This window comes from Spirillospora sp. NPDC048819 (assembly GCF_040650055.1).
Taxonomy (GTDB): domain Bacteria; phylum Actinomycetota; class Actinomycetes; order Streptosporangiales; family Streptosporangiaceae; genus Spirillospora.
In genome coordinates this window covers 41,918-59,029 of the sequence record NZ_JBEZGN010000011.1, presented here as the reverse complement: position 1 = coordinate 59,029, position 17,112 = coordinate 41,918, and the positions used below count along the sequence as shown (strand labels likewise).

15 protein-coding genes are annotated in these 17,112 nt (G+C 71.1%); 2 read left to right on the top strand and 13 right to left on the bottom strand.

The window, feature by feature from the left end; genetic code table 11:
• Positions 1-18 precede the first annotated feature (18 nt).
• Genes AB0C35_RS17395 through AB0C35_RS17365 form a run of 7 tightly spaced genes read right to left on the bottom strand, consistent with a single transcriptional unit; the run spans position 19 to position 7,657 of the window.
• Positions 19-1,194, bottom strand: coding sequence for a lipid-transfer protein (locus tag AB0C35_RS17395; RefSeq protein ID WP_358456454.1), 1,176 nt, complete (start codon positions 1,192-1,194; stop codon positions 19-21).
• The gene (locus AB0C35_RS17390; RefSeq protein WP_358456452.1) at positions 1,191-1,619 is read right to left on the bottom strand and encodes a MaoC family dehydratase; all 429 of its coding nucleotides are present in this window, start codon (positions 1,617-1,619) and stop codon (positions 1,191-1,193) included. The genes AB0C35_RS17395 and AB0C35_RS17390 overlap by 4 nt, the downstream gene beginning before the upstream one ends.
• The gene (locus tag AB0C35_RS17385) at positions 1,616-2,680 is read right to left on the bottom strand and encodes an acyl-CoA dehydrogenase family protein (protein ID WP_358456449.1); all 1,065 of its coding nucleotides are present in this window, start codon (positions 2,678-2,680) and stop codon (positions 1,616-1,618) included. Before AB0C35_RS17385 ends, AB0C35_RS17390 begins: the two co-directional genes overlap by 4 nt.
• Entirely contained in the window at positions 2,680-3,633 is a 954-nt protein-coding gene (locus AB0C35_RS17380; protein ID WP_358456446.1) for a MaoC family dehydratase N-terminal domain-containing protein, read from the bottom strand. The genes AB0C35_RS17385 and AB0C35_RS17380 overlap by 1 nt, the downstream gene beginning before the upstream one ends.
• A complete protein-coding gene (locus AB0C35_RS17375; protein ID WP_358456443.1) occupies positions 3,630-4,793 on the bottom strand; it encodes an acyl-CoA dehydrogenase family protein in 1,164 nt (387 codons plus the stop codon). The genes AB0C35_RS17380 and AB0C35_RS17375 overlap by 4 nt, the downstream gene beginning before the upstream one ends.
• Positions 4,794-4,809: 16 nt before the next feature.
• The gene (locus AB0C35_RS17370; protein ID WP_358456440.1) at positions 4,810-6,465 is read right to left on the bottom strand and encodes an AMP-binding protein; all 1,656 of its coding nucleotides are present in this window, start codon (positions 6,463-6,465) and stop codon (positions 4,810-4,812) included.
• The gene (locus tag AB0C35_RS17365; protein WP_358456438.1) at positions 6,458-7,657 is read right to left on the bottom strand and encodes an NADH:flavin oxidoreductase; all 1,200 of its coding nucleotides are present in this window, start codon (positions 7,655-7,657) and stop codon (positions 6,458-6,460) included. Before AB0C35_RS17365 ends, AB0C35_RS17370 begins: the two co-directional genes overlap by 8 nt.
• Positions 7,658-7,865: 208 nt before the next feature.
• Here AB0C35_RS17365 and AB0C35_RS17360 point away from each other — a divergent pair, with 208 nt between their 5' ends.
• The gene (locus tag AB0C35_RS17360) at positions 7,866-8,615 is read left to right on the top strand and encodes a hypothetical protein (RefSeq protein ID WP_358456435.1); all 750 of its coding nucleotides are present in this window, start codon (positions 7,866-7,868) and stop codon (positions 8,613-8,615) included.
• 125 nt (positions 8,616-8,740) lie between these two features.
• Here the strand turns inward: AB0C35_RS17360 and AB0C35_RS17355 are convergent, their stop codons facing one another.
• From AB0C35_RS17355 to AB0C35_RS17330, 6 genes are all read right to left on the bottom strand, one after another.
• On the bottom strand, positions 8,741-9,094 hold the full coding sequence (locus tag AB0C35_RS17355; RefSeq protein WP_358456433.1) for a hypothetical protein: 354 nt from the start codon (positions 9,092-9,094) through the stop codon (positions 8,741-8,743).
• A 6-nt stretch (positions 9,095-9,100) separates the two neighbouring features.
• Positions 9,101-9,856, bottom strand: a complete 756-nt coding sequence (locus tag AB0C35_RS17350) for an ABC transporter ATP-binding protein (protein WP_358456430.1) — start codon at positions 9,854-9,856, stop codon at positions 9,101-9,103.
• Positions 9,849-10,613 (bottom strand): ABC transporter ATP-binding protein, encoded by a 765-nt coding sequence (locus tag AB0C35_RS17345; protein WP_358456428.1) that lies wholly within the window; start codon positions 10,611-10,613, stop codon positions 9,849-9,851. The genes AB0C35_RS17350 and AB0C35_RS17345 overlap by 8 nt, the downstream gene beginning before the upstream one ends.
• Complete coding sequence (locus tag AB0C35_RS17340; protein ID WP_358456426.1) at positions 10,606-12,828, bottom strand: ABC transporter permease; 2,223 nt, start codon at positions 12,826-12,828, stop codon at positions 10,606-10,608. The genes AB0C35_RS17345 and AB0C35_RS17340 overlap by 8 nt, the downstream gene beginning before the upstream one ends.
• A 76-nt stretch (positions 12,829-12,904) precedes the next feature.
• Complete coding sequence (locus tag AB0C35_RS17335; protein ID WP_358456423.1) at positions 12,905-14,311, bottom strand: ABC transporter substrate-binding protein; 1,407 nt, start codon at positions 14,309-14,311, stop codon at positions 12,905-12,907.
• 183 nt (positions 14,312-14,494) lie between these two features.
• Positions 14,495-15,256: an SDR family oxidoreductase gene (locus AB0C35_RS17330; RefSeq protein ID WP_358456420.1), complete on the bottom strand. Its 762-nt coding sequence runs from the start codon at positions 15,254-15,256 to the stop codon at positions 14,495-14,497.
• Between the two features lie 244 nt (positions 15,257-15,500).
• On the opposite strand from AB0C35_RS17330, the gene AB0C35_RS17325 reads away from it, so the two are divergent.
• On the top strand, positions 15,501-17,096 hold the full coding sequence (locus AB0C35_RS17325; protein ID WP_358456417.1) for a class I adenylate-forming enzyme family protein: 1,596 nt from the start codon (positions 15,501-15,503) through the stop codon (positions 17,094-17,096).
• The last annotated feature ends 16 nt before the right edge of the window (positions 17,097-17,112 follow it).

Below are 17,112 nucleotides of genomic sequence, written 5' to 3'. Positions count from 1 at the left end.
CTCGGCCGCGCTATTCGATCACGCGTCCGCGCCGAGGATCAGGCCGCTGGTCGGGACGCCCGTACCCGCGGTGACGAGGACGTTGTGGACGTCGCCCGGCTGGTTCACCGAGGTGCCCCGCACGAGGCGGACGCCTTCCGCGATGCCGTTCATGCCGTGGATGTACGCCTCGCCCAGCTGGCCGCCGTGGGTGTTGAACGGGAGACGTCCGCCGAGTTCGAGGTTGCCGTCCGCGACGAAGTCCTTGGCCTCGCCCTTGGCGCAGAAGCCGAGTTCTTCGAGCTGCGGCAGGACGAGCGGCGTGAAGTGGTCGTAGAGGATCGCGGCCTGGACGTCGGCGGGGGTGAGGCGGGACTGCGTGTAGAGCTGCCGTCCCACCAGGCCCATTTCCGGGATGCCGGAGATCTCGGAGCGGTAGTAGCTCGTCATCATGTGCTGGTCGTTGCCGGACCCCTGCGCGGCGCCCCAGATGAGCGCCGGGTGGTGCGGGAGGTCGCGGGCCCGTTCGGCGGAGACGACGACGAGGGCCTGGCCGCCGTCGCTCTCCTGGCAGCAGTCCAGAAGGCGGAGCGGTTCGGCGATCCAGCGGGACGCCTGGTGGTCCTCCAGGGTGATGGGGCGGCCGTAGAACCACGCGGCGGGGTTCTTCGCGGCGTGCGCCCGGTCGACGACGGCGACGCGGCCGAAGTCCTCGCTCGTGGCGCCGTACTCGTGCATGTACCGGCGGGCGAACATGGCGACCCACTGGGCGGGGGTGGCCAGGCCGAACGGCGTCATCCACGAGTAGGCGGCGCGGTCGGCGCTGACGTCGACGGGGCGGTCCGCCTGGCCGAGGCCGTAGCGGACGCCGGAGCGCTCGTTGAACGCGCGGTAGCAGACGACGACGTCGGCGACGCCGGTCGCGACGGCCATCGCGGCCTGCTGGACGGTGGCGCAGGCGGCGCCGCCGCCGTGGCCGATGCGGGAGAAGAACTTCAGCTCGCCGATGCCGAGGTTGCGGGCGATGTGGATCTCGGAGCTGGTGTCGGCGGTGAACGTCACCATGCCGTCCACGTCGGACGGTTCCAGGCCGGCGTCGGTGACGGCGGCGAGGACCGCCTCGCAGGCCAGCCGCAGTTCGCTGCGGCCGGACTCCTTGGAGAACTCGGTGGCGCCGATCCCCGCGATCGCGGCCGCCCCGGGGAGCACGCTCATGAGTCCCTTCCCTGCAGTTGGACGACGACCGTGCCGGTGACGTGGGGGCCGAGGGCGTTGACGCCGCGCACCGAGATCTCGACACGGCGGTCGTCGTGCTTGGCGGAGACGGTGCCGGTGAGGACCATCGTGTCGCCCGGGTAGTTGGGCGCACCGAGCCGGATCCTGATCGCCTTCACCACGGCGGCGGGCCCGGCCCAGCCGGTGACGTACCGGTCGACGAGCCCGTTGGTCGTCAGGATGTTCATGAAGACGTCCTTGGAGCCGCGCTCGACGGCGAGCGACGGGTCGTGGTGGACGTCCTGGTAGTCGCGGCTGGCGAGGGCGGTCGCGACGATCATCGTGCGGGTGAGCGGGATGCTCAGCTCGGGGAGTTCCTCCCCCACCGCCACGTCGTCGTAGTGCTTCACCTCGTGGTCGCTCACAGGGCCGCTCCGAGGAGTTCGAGGTCGAAGGAGGCGCCGCCGAGCGTCCCGGAGATCTGCTTGCCCCACAGGAAGTGCCGGTGCACCGGATAGTCGACGTCCACGCCGATGCCGCCGTGCAGGTGCTGGACGCGGTGGACGACGTTCAGCCCGCCCTGGTCCGACCACCATTTGGCGACCAGGACGGCGGTCTCGGCGTCCTCCCCTGCGGCGATCAGGGAGATCGCGTGCCAGAGGCAGACGCGGAGCGCGTCGATCTCGATGTAGCAGTCGGCGAGCTGGTGCTGCACGGCCTGGAACGTGGCGAGCGGCCGGCCGAACTGCTCGCGTCCGGTGAGGTGGTCGGCGGCCAGGCGGAGCGCGCCTTCGGCCACGCCGATCTGGACGGCCGCCAGGGAGACGCGGGCGAGCCGGAGCGCGGCCGCCAGGGCCCCGTCGCCGAGGGGCTGGGCGGGGGCGCCGTCGAGGGTGAGGTGTCCGGCCTTGTCGCGGGTGGTGGTTTCGGTGCGTTCCCACGACGTCCCGGCCGCGGAGGTCTCCACCAGGAACAGGCCGGGGCCGTCCGGGGAGGAGGCCGCCACCAGGACGTGGCTCGTCCCGGACGGTGTCGGGACGACGGCCTTCGTGCCGGTCAGCAGCCAGCCGTCCCCGTCGCGGACGGCGGTGCAGCGCGGCGCGGCGGGGTCGGCCGTCCCGAACTCCTCCAGCGCGACGGTCAGCCGCGCCGAGCCGTCCAGGACGTCCCGCTGCGCGGGCGACCCGTGCTCGGCGATCGTCAAGGCGGCGACGACGGACGGCCAGATCGGGACGGGCGCGACGGTGCGGCCCTGCTCCTCCAGCAGGACGGCCAGCCCGGCGGCGCCGAGCCCGGCCCCGCCGGCGTCCTCCGGGAGCGCGACGCCGAGCAGGCCCGTCTCGCCCAGCTCCGTCCACAGGCCCTCGTCGAAGCCGCGCTCGGACTCCTCCGCGGCCTTGATCCGCGCCTGGGTCGCCCGGTCGGCGAAGATCTGCCGGGCCAGGTCCCTGACGGCCTCCAGCTCCTCGCCCAGTGTGAAGTCCATCAGCGCTCCTTCGCGGCGGCCGGGCGGAACGCCGGCAGCGACAGGTCGGGGTCCGGGTCGATCCAGTCGAGGACGACGGGCATGCCGACCTCGACGTCCTCGGGCGCGACCCCGGTCATGTTCGTGATCAGCCGGGTGCCCTCGGTCAGCTCGATCAGCGCGACGACCAGCGGATACTCGAACGCCGGGTGGCGCGGGTGGTGGTTGACCACGTAGCTGTGGACGTGGCCCTCGCCCTGCGCCTCGACGGTGTCCCAGTCGAACGAGCCGCACTGCGGGCAGCACGGGCCGGGCGGGTGCCGCAGCGACTTGCAGTCGGCGCAGCGCTGGATGACGAGCCGGTGCTCGCGGGCCGCGTCGAACCAGAACGCGTTGTCGGGGTTGATCGCGGGCCTCGGCCGCAGCGCCTTCGGCGCGGGCTTCCCGGCGGGACGGAAGCGGAGCAGCCGCCACTTCTGCGTGGCGACGATCTCGCCGGACGCGTCCCGGTACGTCTTGACCGTGCTGACGAAGCGTCCCGCGCCGAGCGCCGTCTGCTTCTCCGGGGAGATCGACTCGACGGTCTCCTCGACGCTGACGTGGTCGCCCGGCACCAGCTCGCGGTGGAACTCCAGCTCCGAGTCGGTGGCGACGACGGAGGTGTACCCGCCCTCGGCGAGCAGCGCGGTCAGCTCGTCGGGGCCGGCGGGGTCCTCGTCCGCGCGGACGGACGCGGCGTACCCGCGCATCACCCACGCCTGGATCATCGACGCGGGCGCCACGACACCGTCGCGCCCGTTCGCCCTGGCGGCGTCGTCGTCCAGGTAGATCGGGTTGTCGTCCGCCATCGCCTCGACCCAGTGGCGGATCATGGGGACGTTCACCGGGTCCGGTCCGGGACGGCGTTCGAGGAGTTCCCGTCCGGCCCACGCCCGCAGCCTGGCCTCGTAGTCGTCCGTGGGTGCGTCGCTCATGATCGCCTCGACCTCGGCAGCCCCAGCCCCTGGACGGCGACCATGTCGCGCAGGACCTCGTTGACGCCGCCGCCGAACGTGTTCACGATGCCCTGCCGCGACAGCTGCTCGATCTGCCCGTACAGCACCGCGCCGGGCGACTCGGGACGGATCCGTCCCGCCGCGCCGAGGATGCCGGTCAGCGTGCGCTGCACGTCGATGTGCGTCTCCGTCCCGTAGGACTTCGTGGCCCCGGCCTGCGCGCCGGTCAGCGTCCCCGCGTCGACGGCCATGGTCATCTTCCAGTTCATCAGCCGCATCGCCTCCAGCCTGGCGTGGGTGCGGGCGAGGTCGGCGCGCACCCACGGCAGGTCGATGACGCCGTTGTCGCGGGCCCAGTCCCGCACGTCCTCCCACAGCCGGATCATCCGGCCGCCGAGCGCGGCGAGCCCGATGCGCTCGTGGTTGAGCTGGGTGGTGATCAGGCCCCAGCCGCCGTCGACGTCCCCGACGACCGCGGACGCGGGCACCCGGACGCCGTTGTAGTACGTCGTCGTCACGACCATCCCGCCGACGGTCTGGATCGGGCTCCAGGAGAACCCGTCGGCGTCGGTCGGGACGATCAGGATCGAGATGCCCTTGTGCTTCGGCGCGTCCGGGTTCGTGCGGGCGGCGAGCCAGACGTGGTCGGCGGTGTTGGCGCCGCTGGTGAAGACCTTGCTGCCGTCGATGACGAACGCGTCGCCGTCCCGGACGGCTTTCGTCCGCAGCGACGCGAGGTCGGTTCCGGCGTCGGGTTCGGTGTAGCCGATCGCGAACACGATGTCGCCGGACAGGATGCCCGGAAGGAACCGCTTCTTCTGCTCGTCCGTGCCGAAGCGCATCAGCGTCGGGCCGACCGTGTTGACGGTGACGAACGGGAACGGCAGCCCGGCGCGCTGCACCTCGTCGAAGAACACGTACTGCTCGGCGATCGACCTGCCCTGGCCGCCGTACTCCTCGGGCCAGCCGTAGCCGAGCCAGCCGTCGTTGCCGAGCATCTTGACGATCTCGCGGAACCGGTCGCCGCCCACGCCCTGCTCGCCGGCGCGGCGCCGCACGTCCTCGGGCAGCAGGCCCGCGAAGTACGTCCTCAGTTCCGCGCGCAGCCTGCGATGCGCGTCGGACTCACGCAGATCCATACATGCCCTTCCTAGGTCACGGGAGGAAACGCCGGCGGCCGGCGGCGGCGAACGCCTCGCGGAGCGCCGCCCGGTCCGCCTCGGTCATCAGGACGTACTCGGGCCCGTCCCGGCCCGCCCATCGGTACACGGGGTCGCTGGTCCGCCAGCCTTCGAGCTGCATCTCCTTCTTCCTCAGCTTGCCCGAACCGGTCGTCGGCAGCGCGTGCGAGACGCGCACGAAGCGCGGCGCGCCCTTGGTGCCGAGATCGTCCTGGGCGGCGAGGAACTCCGGGAAGCCGAGGTCGTCGAACTCGACGCCCGCGGGGATCTCGATGGCCGCCATCACCTGGTCGCCGGAGCGCGGGTCCGGGACGCCGAACGCGACCGCGTCGACGATCTTCGGGTGGCGGCGGACGACGTTCTGGGTGAGCAGCGCGGAGATGTTCTCCGAGTCGACCCGGATCCAGTCGCCGGACCGCCCGCCGAAGTACAGGAACCCGTCGCCGTCGACGTAGCCGAGGTCGCCCGTCCAGTACCAGCCGTGCCTGACCCGCTCAGCGTCCGCGCCGGGGTTGTCGTAGTAGCCCTCGAACTTCGCGGCGCCGTGCACGTCGACGATCTCGCCGACGGCGGCTTCGGCGTTGGTGACGCGGCCGTGCCCGTCCAGGATCGCGGGGGCGCAGGTCTCGCGGGTCTCCGGGTGGACGATCCGGACACCGTCGTGGGCGGGGCGCCCCAACGCGGTCGGCGGCGTGTCCGGATCCCGCTTGATCATGCCGGCGCTCTCGCTGGAGCCGTAGCCCTCGACGAGCTTGGCGCCGAAGCGGCGCAGGAACTCGGCCTTGTCCTCGGGGGACGCCTCCGTCCCGAAGCCGTGCGTCAGCGTGTTGTCGCCGTCGTCCGGCCGCTCGGGCGTCGCGAGGACGTAGCCGATCGCCTTGCCGACGTAGGTGAAGAACGTCGCGCCGTAGAACCGCACGTCCGGCAGGAACCCGGACGCGGAGAACTTCGGCGCGAGCACGACGGTCGCGCCGGCGGCGAGCGCCGGAGCCCACAGCGCCATCAGCGCGTTGCCGTGGAACAGCGGCATCGGGCAGTAGCAGACGTCCTCGCGTTTCACGTCGTACTTGGCGCTGTTGTTGCGGCCCAGCTCGGCGAGCCGTCCCTGCGAGCAGCGCGCCGCCTTCGACTTCCCGGTCGTCCCGGACGTGAACAGCAGAAGCATCTGCGTCTTCGGGGTGACCGACTCGTCGGGTTTCGGCTCGCACGCGCGGGCTGCGACCCGTGCCGCGTATCCGTCTTCGTCGATCAGGAGGAAACGGTCGCGCGGGACGCCGATGTCGAGCCCGTCCAGCAGTTCCAGCCCGGCCCGGTCGGTGACGAGGAGCTGCAGGTCGGTGTGCCGGACCTCCTGCTCCAGGGAGGCGCCGGTCCGGGTCGGGTTGACACCGACGATCGTCGCGCCGCTCAGCGCCGCCGCCCCCAGCCACAGGACGTACTCCGGGACGTTGTCCAGCAGCACGCCGATGTGGAACGGCCCGTCCCGGCGCAGCTCTCGCGCCAGGGACGCGCGGGCGGCACTCTCCCGGACGACCTCGTCCCACGTCCAGGTCCGCTCGCGGCTGCGCAGGCCGGGACGGTCGTCGTTCAGCCGCGCGAGCAGCAGACCGGCGATCGTCTCGTCACGCACCCGTGCTCCCCCAGGCCGGTTCGGTGGACAGGACGCAGTGGGTGCCGCCGTAGATCGCGGTCATGCACTTGTTGCAGTGGATGCACAGCGACCGGGTCGCGGGCTCGTCCTTGATCCGGTTGATCAGGTCGGGCTCGCGCAGCAGGGCGCGGGCCATCGCGACGAACTCGAAGCCCTCCGCCATGGCGGTGTCCATGCCGGCCTTGTCGGTGACGCCGCCGAGCAGGATCATCGGCAGCTTCACCGCGGCGCGGATCTGCCGGGCGTCCCTGAGCAGGTAGAGGTCCTCGTAGGGGTAGCTCTTCAGGAAGTGCTTGCCGACGAGCTTGATCCCGAGCTTGGTCGGCTGCTTCATGACGGAGGCGAACTCGCGCAGCGGCGCGTCGCCCTTGAACAGGTACATGGGGTTGAGCAGGGAGCTGCCGGCGGTCATCTGGAGGGCGTCGACCGAGCCGTCGGCCTCCAGCCACCGCGCGACCTGGATGGCCTCGTCCACCCAGAAGCCGCCGGGCACGCCGTCGTCCATGTTCAGCTTCGCGGTGATCGCAAGGCGGTCGCCGACGGCGTCGCGGACGGCGCGGCCGATGTCGCGCGCCAGCCGGGCCCGGTTCTCCAGCGACCCGCCGTACTCGTCCCCGCGGTGGTTGATCTTCGGGCTGAGGAACGCGCTCGTCAGGTAGTTGTGCCCCATGTGGATCTCGATGGAGTCGAACCCGGCCTCGATCGCCTTCCGGCCCGCCTGAGCGTGCGCCTCGATGATGCGCGCCAGGTCCGCGTGGGTGGCGGCCTTGGCGACGGTCTGCGTGGTCAGGTGGAAGTGGCGGCTGGGCGCGAGCGCGGGCAGCTTGTTGCTCTTGGGGTTGGCGACCGGGCCTGCGTGCCCGATCTGCGCCTGGGCGGCCGCCCCCTCGGCGTGCACGGCGTCGGTCAGTTTGCGGAGGCCGGGCATCGCCTCGTCCCGCCAGTGGATCTGCCTGCGGTCGGTGCGGCCCTCCGGCGCGACCGCGCAGTACGCGACGGTCGTCATCGCGGCGCCGCCGCGCGCGTGCCGGACATGGAAGTCGATCAGCGCGTCGGTGACCTGGCCGTCCTTGGTCAGCCCCTCGTACGTCGCCGCCTTGATGACGCGGTTCCGCAGCGTGACGGGCCCCAGCTTGCCGGGGGCGAACACGTCGGGCTTCGGGTCGTTCATTAAGAGTCCTCCATCAGGACTAGACGTTAATCAGCGGCCTGTCCGGGCACTCCGCACATCCCGCTGACTGGGAACTTCACCCCAGAGGCGCGCGCCGCCCGGCGTCCTGCGGCGACCGCTGCCGCCCCGCGCGCCGCGGGCGAGATGCCCGCGCGAATTGAGTACCTGCGCTCATGACCGGCGCTCCCGATGCGGCGACCATGGGCCCATGTCCAAGAACTTTTTGCCGCTGGCCGTATTGGTCGCCCTCGTGGCGGCGATCATCCTGCTCTTCGTCAAGGACGTCCCCCTCTCCACGGCGCTCTCCGTTGGAGCCGGCGCATTGTGCCTGGGATGGCTGGTCCTGCTGCTCACCGTTCCGTGGAACCTCTATTTCCAGGCGCGCGGCCTCCAAGAGGAGATCCGGGCCGCAAAGGAAAGGGGCCTGCACCTTCCCCTGCCCTCCGAAAGCCGGGAGGAGGCCGGCCGGATCGCCGCCCGGATGAAGCTCGCGGCCATCGGCGCGCACGTGCTGTCAGCCGTTCTCATCGCCGCGATCACCTACTTCTCGGGCGCGGAGATCGGGTACTACTTCGCCGCCTTCTACCTGGCCAGCACGTCGTTCCGGCCGGCCGGGGCCTGGTTCGCCCACCTGCGCCGGCGGCTCGACGCGATGCGGCGGGAAGTGCGTTTCCCACGCGACGACATCCTCGCCCTGAAGGAACGCGTCAATTTCCTGGAGATGCGGGCGCAGAACCTGCGGGCCACCACCGAGCAGCTCCATTCGGCCGACCTCGCCACGGAAGAGCGGCTCGCCGACCTTTCGGTCACGACCGCACGGAGCGCGAGAGAACTGGACCGCCGGCTGGACGCGCTGGGACGGCAGTTCGAGGACACGGTGGCGCAGCTGACCGACAATCGGGAGGTCATAGCCGGAATCAAGGCGTTCCTCCGCCTGCTCCGCGCCGAGACCGCCTGACCACCCCGACCGCCTGACCTCACTCCTGCGGCGGCGCCGCATGAGCAGCCCTCCATCCAGGCTGGACGCTGATCAGCGGGATGTTCTGGCACTCCGCACATCCCGCTGACCGGAAGCGCCAGGCCTTAGGCGTCCTTGCGCAGCGCCTCGGCTATCCGGTCCGCCTGGGCCTCCTGCTCCACCAGCTGGCGCAGCAGCCACAGGCGCAAAACGCGGGTGACCGCGGCGGCCAGGTACAGGGCGGCGCCGAGGACGGTCACCGCCAGGAACCCGACCGCGAGGGTCTGCAGCGAGCCGACGTCCCGCATGTCGTCCTTGGTCAGCGAGACGTTGTAGGCGATGAAGACGCCGACGACGCCGGCGACCATCGCCACGGCGCCGACGATGCGGAACACGCCGTCGAAGCGGGACTGATCGGTCTTGAGCTTCTGCCGCGCCACGTCGTCCTTGAACCGCTGGCGCCGTTCCTCGGTGAGCATTAGGGGTCAACCTCCCAGGTAGTCGCTGGACAGCCGGTCTTCGATCTCGCCGGGCGGGCCGGCCGCCACCACGCGCCCGTGCAGCATCAGCGCGGCGGTGTCGGCGATCGGCAGGACGGCGCGGGCGAACTGCTCCGCGACCAGCACCGACAGGCCGCCCGCGACCAGCTCGGCGACCGTCTCGTACATCCGGGTGACGATCATGGGCGCGAGGCCCATGGACAGCTCGTCGAGCAGCAGCACCACCGGATCGGTGCCGAGGGCCCGCGACAGCGCGAGCATCTGCTGCTCGCCGCCCGACAGCGATCCGGCGAGCTGGTGGCGGCGCTCCCCGAGGATCGGGAAGCGGGCGTACGCCTTCTCCTCCATGTCCTCCAGCCGGGCGCCGGTCCCGGTGGCGGCCCACAGGTTCTCCCGCACCGTCAGGTTGGGGAAGATCCCGCGGCCCTCTGGGATGGAGCACACGCCGAGTCGTGCCGCGTCCTGCGCCGAGACGCCGTTCACCTTGCGTCCCGCGAACCGCAGCTCGCCGCCGGACACCGGGTGCAGGCCCGCGCACACCCGCATCGTCGTCGACTTGCCGCCGCCGTTCGGGCCGAGCAGCGCCAGCAGCGAGCCCGGCCGCAGCGCCAGGTCGACGCCGTGCAGCACCTCGATCGCGCCGTAGCCCGCGCGGACGCCGGCCAGTTCCAGCAGCGGCACGGCGTCCTCGGCGGCGGTGTGATCGGCGGCCGGACGCGGTTTCGGGACGGTCTCAGCCATGACTGGCCTCCTCTGTGCCGATGTAGGCGGCGATGACCTCCGGCGATTCCCTGATCTCCGGTGGGGTGCCGGACGCGATGAGCGCGCCGTAGTCGAGGACGTGGATGGTGGAGCACAGCTTCATGACGAGCGGCAGGTCGTGTTCGACGAGGCAGATCGCGAGGCCCTCGCCGGCGAGGCCGGTGAGCATCTCGGCGAACGCCTCCGTCTCGCTTTCGGTCTGGCCGGACGCGGGCTCGTCCAGCAGGAGGACGCGCGGTGAGGTCATCAGCGCGCGCGCCACCTCCACGACGCGGGCTCGTCCGATGGGGATGTCGGACACATCGCGGTCGGCGATGTCGGTGAGGCCGGTGCGTTCGAGAACCTTCTCGGTCTCCGCGTTCAGGTCGAAGCGTTTGCGGCCGGTGCTGCGCAGGATGTCGCCGGCGACGCGCACGTTGTCGCGTACCGACAGCGACAGGAACAGCTCCAGCCGCTGGAACGTGCGCGCCATGCCGCGCCGCGCGCGCTTGGCCGGGGACAGGCCGGTGATGTCGTTCCCGTCCAGGAGCACCTGGCCGGACGCGGGCTTCTGCAAGCCGGTGATGGTGTTGAACATCGTGGTCTTGCCGGCGCCGTTCGGGCCGATCAGCCCGGTGATCTGCCCTTCGGCCATCGTGACCCCGACGTTGTCCACCGCCGTGTTGCCGCCGAACCGGACGGTGATCCCCCGGGTTTCAAGCAGGATCTTGTCTTCAGGCAGGTTGTTCTCAGGCACGGGCCCCTCCCTTCTCCAGGGCCGGCAGGCCGAGTTCGCGGTCGAGCCGTGCCCGCAGCTCATCGGTGTAGGGCTCGTCCACGCCGATCAGCTCCAGCGGGGTCGGGCGGTCGCGCCGCCCCTCGTCCAGGTACATGCGCCCGAAGACGGGGAGGAGCATCACCGCGCACAGGGCGATGAGCGCGAACGTCCAGGTCCCGATCACGCCGGTCAGCGCGAGGACGTACAGGACCGCGCCGAACGCACCCGCCCCGTACAGGACGGGCCTGGCGCGGCGCATCGAACGGTAGCCCTCGATGACGTCATGGACGAAGCCGCTCGGGTTCCTCCCGACGCCCATCCCGACCAGCGCCGTCCCGACCAGGACGAGGTGGCCGAGCGCGTCGTAGACGGTGGCCATGCCCTCGTTCTCCAGCGCGAGGTCGCCGAACGTCGCCACCAGGACGGTCGCGCCGACGCCCGCCATCAGCCCGCCGAACAGGGCGCCGCTGATGTACCCGATGCCCGCCACCACGACCAGCATCAGCAGCGACAGGCTGCCGATGAAGGAGAAGTTCTCCTCCGCGACGGTGCCGGTCGCGGACGACATCAGGACGCCGCCGAGCCCCGCGATCGCCGCGGAGATCATGAAGACGCTCAGCTTCAGCCGGACGAGGTTCTGCCCGAGCATCGCCGTCGCCGCCGGGCTGTCCTTCATCGCCGCGAGCCGCCGCCCGTACCCGCTGCCCCGCAGGGCCGCGAGCCCGACCGCGATCAGCGCGAACAGGACGGTCGCGGTCATCAGGAACGCGGTCCCGTCCCGCAGGTCGAGGGGGCCGACCTTCAGCGGCGGGACGACGAGCGAGCCGTCCGGGAACAGCGCGAACGTGAACCCGAACAGCTCGTGCTCGGCGCTGTCGCGGAGCACCATGTTGGACAGGAACTCGCCGAACGCCATCGTCGCGAGCGCCAGGTACAGGCCGCGCAGCCGCAGCGCCGGCAGCGCGACGAGCCCGCCGACGAGCGCCGCCACCGCCACTCCCAGCAGCAGGCCCTGGATGCTCATGTACGACGCGAGGCCGGTGCCCTGCACGCCGGCGTGGAACGCCACGACGGTCGCGACCGCCCCGAACGCCAGCGGCGCGAGGTTCAGCTCGCCCGCGTAGCCGGTCAGCACGGTCAGCGACAGCGCGATGATCGCGAACGTCATGCCGAGCGCGAACGTGCCGACGGCGCCGTCCGACAGCAGCAGGCTGTACAGGTACACGACCGCGATCAGCACGGCCCCCCATACGGCCGCCGCCCGGACGGTCGGGACCCGGTACCGCTCGCGGGTCCGGATCGCGGCGCCGCGCAGCCGGTCCTGGGGCAGCACCACCAACACCACGAACAGCAGGATCATCGGCAGCGAGACGCGCAGGTTGCCGGTGAACGTGCCCGCCGACGGCAGGTAGGCGAGCACGTAGTTGGCGGCCAGGCCGAGCACCATCGCCCCGGCGAACGTGCGGGGGATGCTGCGCAGCCGGCCGAACATCGCCGCCGCGAACGCGTCGATCACCAGCAGGGTCAGCATGTTCGCGTCCAGGCCGCCGCCGCTGATCGGCACGATCAGGACCCCGGCGAGGACGGCGAGGGTCGAGCCGAGCGCCCACGACAGCATCGCCGTCCGCTCCGGGTCGTGGCCGTTCAGCCGCAGCAGGTCGGGGTCGTCGACCGAGCCGCGCATCACCACGCCGACCCGGCTGCGGGTGAACAGCACCCGCAGCCCGGCGGCGATCGCCACGGCGGCGACCAGGCAGACGATCTCGTGGTACCGGATCACCACCCCGCCCACGGTGATCTTCGCGCCCGCGCCGAAGAACATGTCCACGGTGTGGGCCTCGTCCGGGCTCCAGACCCACTGCGCCAGATAGACGGTGCCGAGCAGCACCGCCACCGTCACGATGATCTTCGTGACGTCGGCGGTGCCGCGCAGGCCCCGCATGATCGCGGTGTGCAGCGCGGCGCCCATCGCGGGGCCGACGAGCCCGATCACGATGATCAGCGCGAGCCACACCGGCCAGCCCCACCGCTCGGTGAAGTGCCAGTACAGGAACGTGCCGAACATCGCCTGCGCGCCGTGGGCGAAGTTGAAGATCCCCGAGGTGTTGTACGTCAGCACGAGCCCCGAGGCCGCGATGGAGTACACCGATCCCAGGACCAGGCCGAGGATGGTGTAGGTCAGGAACGTCGTCATGGGTTCACCGCCATGTGGTCGCCGCCGGCGGCGGGCGGGTGGGCGCCGCCGCCGGCGGCCGGATCAGGTGTCCGGCTCAGGACGTCTGGGGCTTGATGACGTCGTCGGTCAGGAACTTCGTCGAGATGCGGTCCTCGTTCAGCTTCGTCCCCCAGTTCGCCTTGTCGATCTTGACGGTGAACTCGGGGCCGCACTCGAACTCACCGGTGTTCTTCGGGTGGATCTGCTCGTACTTCGTCCCGGTCAGCTTGACCATCAGGCCGCACGAGGCGGGCTTGTTGTTGCCGGGGTCGGTCGGCGCGTGCAGGCCGCCGCCCGTCCACTCGTGCACCTTGGACAGCTCGTTGATCACGCACTGCCGGGTGAGGTCGGAGCCGCACTTGTCCGCGGACTGCGCCCACAGCAGGAACGAGGATGTGGCCTGCATGCCGAGCAGCGCGACCTTGCCCTTCTTCGCGGTGACGAGGTCGGTGTACTGCTTCACCGCCGGGACCGCGGCCGCATTCTCCAGCGGCTGGAAGATCATGCCGATGTGCAGGCCGTCACCGGTGCCGGCGGTGTTCCACTTGGAGACCGCCTGGCTGTACCAGGTCGCCTCGAAGACGTACTTCGGCTCGGCGCCCGACCGCTCGATCGACTCCAGCAGGCTGAACTGGCCCGGGTCGGGCGAGTCCGACGACCACAGGTACTTGGCCCCGCAGTCCTTGATCTTCTCGGCGAACGGCATGTAGCTGCTCTCGCCCTTGTCGTTCAGCCGGACGCCGCACTTCATCGGCTCCATGCCGATTTCCTTCATCGCGCCGGTGATCTTGGTGGTGCCGGCGCTGACGGCCGGGGACGTGGACAGCAGGATGTCCGTCTTCTTCTTGAAGTCGGGGAAGAGCTTCTCCGCGATGCGGAGCCCGCCGATGTTCATCATGTCCACCGGGTACGGGACGGCCTCGTACTTCATCGGCCCCATCGCGGCGTTCGGGCCGACGGTGAAGCCCGCGACCGTCGGCAGCTTGCACGCCACCCGGTGCTGCTCGGCGGCCTCGTCCATCGCGAAGCCCTGCCCGACGAGGAAGAAGTCCTGCTTGCAGGACTCCTGCATCACCTTCGCGGACTGCATGTAGGCGGCGTCGTACTGGTTGCCCTTGATCTTGCGGCCGTTGATGCCGCCCTGCTCGTTGCACCAGTCGACCATCGCGGCGACGGCGTCGCCCATCTCCTTGGACAGGCCCGGCGCGGACGGGAAGCCGCGGTCGTCGCCGAACCCGATCGTGATCGCGTCGTCGGTGACGCCCTGGTCGGTCTTGCCCTTGGCGTCGCCCGGCCCGCACGGGGACGGGAGCGTCCCGAACGCCGTGGCGGCCGCCGGCTTGGCGTCCGAGTCGCCGGAGGACACCCCGTCGTCGCCCGAACGGCTACTGGAACAGGACGCGGTCACCAGCGCGACCGCCAGGGCGCCCACTGCGAGGCGTCCGATCTTGTCGACCTTCATCGGTCGTACTCCTTTCACCGGCCGCGTGGGCGGCGAGTGGGGTGGGTGGGGTGATGTCAGGCGGGGGGCGGTGGTCTGTCGTCTCGGTCGCCGGGGGCGGTCCGCGCCCGGGGGCTGCCCGCGCCGCCGGGCGCCTTATGGAACGTTCCTTGCCGAAAGGTGTGCGCCGTGCGCGGCGCGGCGTCAGCCGAAGTTGGCCTGGCCGCCGTCGAGCGGGATCGTCGCGCCGGTGAGGTAGCGCATGCCCGGCTGGACGAGCGCCACCACCGCCCTGCCGATGTCCTCTTCGCAGTCGCCGATGTAGCCGAGCGGGATCGACGCGCGGAACTCCTCGGCCGCCTCGGGATTGTTGTCCGCCCACCACTTCAGCCCCGGCGAGAGGGCGTGGGGGGCGATGTTGTTGGCGCGGATCCCGTCCGGGCCCCACTCGGCCGCGGCCGTCCGGGTCAGCGACCGGAGCGCCTGCTTCGCCGCGGCGTAGGCGCCGTAGGTGGCCGGGTCCCAGCGGACCATCGCGGAGGTGACGAGGTTGACGATGCTGCCGCCGCCGCGCGCCTTCATGTGCGGATGGCACGCCCTCATGAAGGCGAACGCGGCGAACGGGCCGGTGCGGAACCCCTTCTGGAACTTGGCGTCGCTCATCGACAGCAGCGGGCCGTAGGAGCCCGCGTAGGCGTTGTTGACCAGGACGTCGATGCCGCCGAACGTCTCCGCGACCCGGTCCACCAGGCCGGGGACGGCCTCGGTGTCCGCGACGTCGCAGACGAACGGTTCCGCCTTCGCGCCCCGCTCCCGGATCAGCTCGCAGGTCGCGTCCAGCTTGGCCTCCGTGCGGCCGAGCACGGCGATCGCGGCGCCCTCGGACGCGAGGGCGAGCGCGATGCCCTGCCCCACGCCCTGCCCCGCCCCGGTGATGATCGCGACCTTGTCGCTCAGGCTTCCCATTGCCACTCCGCTCAGTACTGCTTCGCGCCCAGCCCGGTCCTCACCCGTCGTTTCGGCGGGCCCGGCCCAGTCAGTCCTGGTGACGGTCATGGTGATGTGACGCGGCGCACGTGATAGGCCCAGTCCCGCTCACCGGGAATTCATCGGCCGGGGACGGCCTTCCGCCGTCCCGCTGAGCGGAATGTGCTGGTGAAGCGCTCGATGGGCCGCGGACAATGAACCGTCGGCGACGAGGAGGGGTTCGATGGACATCGAGAAGCTCACCGGCCCGGGCGGCGAGTTCGAACTGCGGGAGGAGAACGTGCTGGGCGCCCGGGTGCCCGTGTTCGCCAACCGCGCCCGCAGCCTGGGCGAGGTCCTCGTCCGCTCGGCGTCGCACGGCGACCGCGACTACATCGTCACCGCGTCCCGCCGCATGAGCTTCGCCGAGCACACCGCCGCCGTCGCGTCCATGGCGAAGGCGCTGCGGGACGACCTGGGCGTCGAGCCCGGCGACCGCATCGCGATCAACGCGGCGAACTCCCCCGAATGGATCGTGTCGTTCTGGGCGGCGGTCGCGGCCGGCGCCGTCCCGGTCGGCTACAACGCCTGGTGGGCGCCGCAGGAGATCGAGTACGCGCTCGGCCACACCGACCCGAAGATCGTCATCGCGGACGAGAAGAGGGCCGAGCTGATCTCCGAGGACGTGCTGACGGTCGAGAAGGACGTCCCGTCCCTGACGGCGCGCTACCCGGGCGCCGAACTGGACGTCCCGGACGTCCCCGAGGACGACCCGGCGGTCATCCTCTACACGAGCGGCACGTCGGGGCGTCCCAAGGGAGCCGTCCACTCCCACCGCAACCTGACCTCGGTGATCGAGTACCACCGGTTCAACGACGCGATGATGGAGATGTTCGGCATCGACCCGTCGTCGCGCCGGTACCTGCTCGCGCTGCCGCTGTTCCACATCGCGTCCCTGCACAACCTCGCCGTCCCACGGCTCGCCACCGGCACCGCCGTGATCATGACCGAGGGCGGGTTCGACGTGGACAAGGTCCTCGGCCTGGTCGAGAAGGAACGGGTGACGAACTGGGGCGCCGTCCCCACGATGGCGCACCGCATGATGGAGCACGGCGACCTGTCGAAGTACGACCTGTCGTCGCTCACCGCGTTCGCGCTGGCCTCGGCGCCGTCGTCGCCCGCGTTCAAGGAGCGGCTCCAGGCCGTGTTCCCGCCCGCGCGGGCCGCCCTCGTCGACAGCTACGGGCTGACGGAGTCGTGCACCGCCATCTCCGTCGCCACCCCCATGGACCTCGCCGAGGCGCCGGGGACGCTCGGCCGCCCGAACCTCGGCGTCGAGGTGGAGATCCGCGACCCCGAGGGCAAGCCCGTCCCGGAGGGCGTCGAGGGCGAGGTCTGCGCCCGCAGCGCCTACAACATGACCGGCTACTGGCGGGACCCCGAGGCCACCGACCGCACCATCGGCGACCGCTGGCTCCACACCGGCGACATCGGCGTCATGGAGCAGGGGCGGCTGCGGCTCACCACCCGCCGCTCCGACCTGATCATCCGCGGTGGCGAGAACATCTACCCGATCGAGGTCGAGAACGTCCTCGCCGAGTACCCGGGGCTCCGGGAGTGCGCCGTCGTCGGCGTCCCCCACCCGGACCTGGGCCAGGAGGTCGTCGCGGTCGCCGTGTTCGCCGAAGCCCCGCCCTCCGCCGAGGAGCTGACGCGCTTCGCCAAGGAGCGGCTCGCCTACTTCAAGGTCCCGTCCCGCTGGCATGTGACGACCGACCCGCTGCCCCGCAACGCCACCGGCAAGGTGCTGCGCAGGCAGGTCGAGTCCGAGATCTCCTGATGCGCGCGGCGCCGTC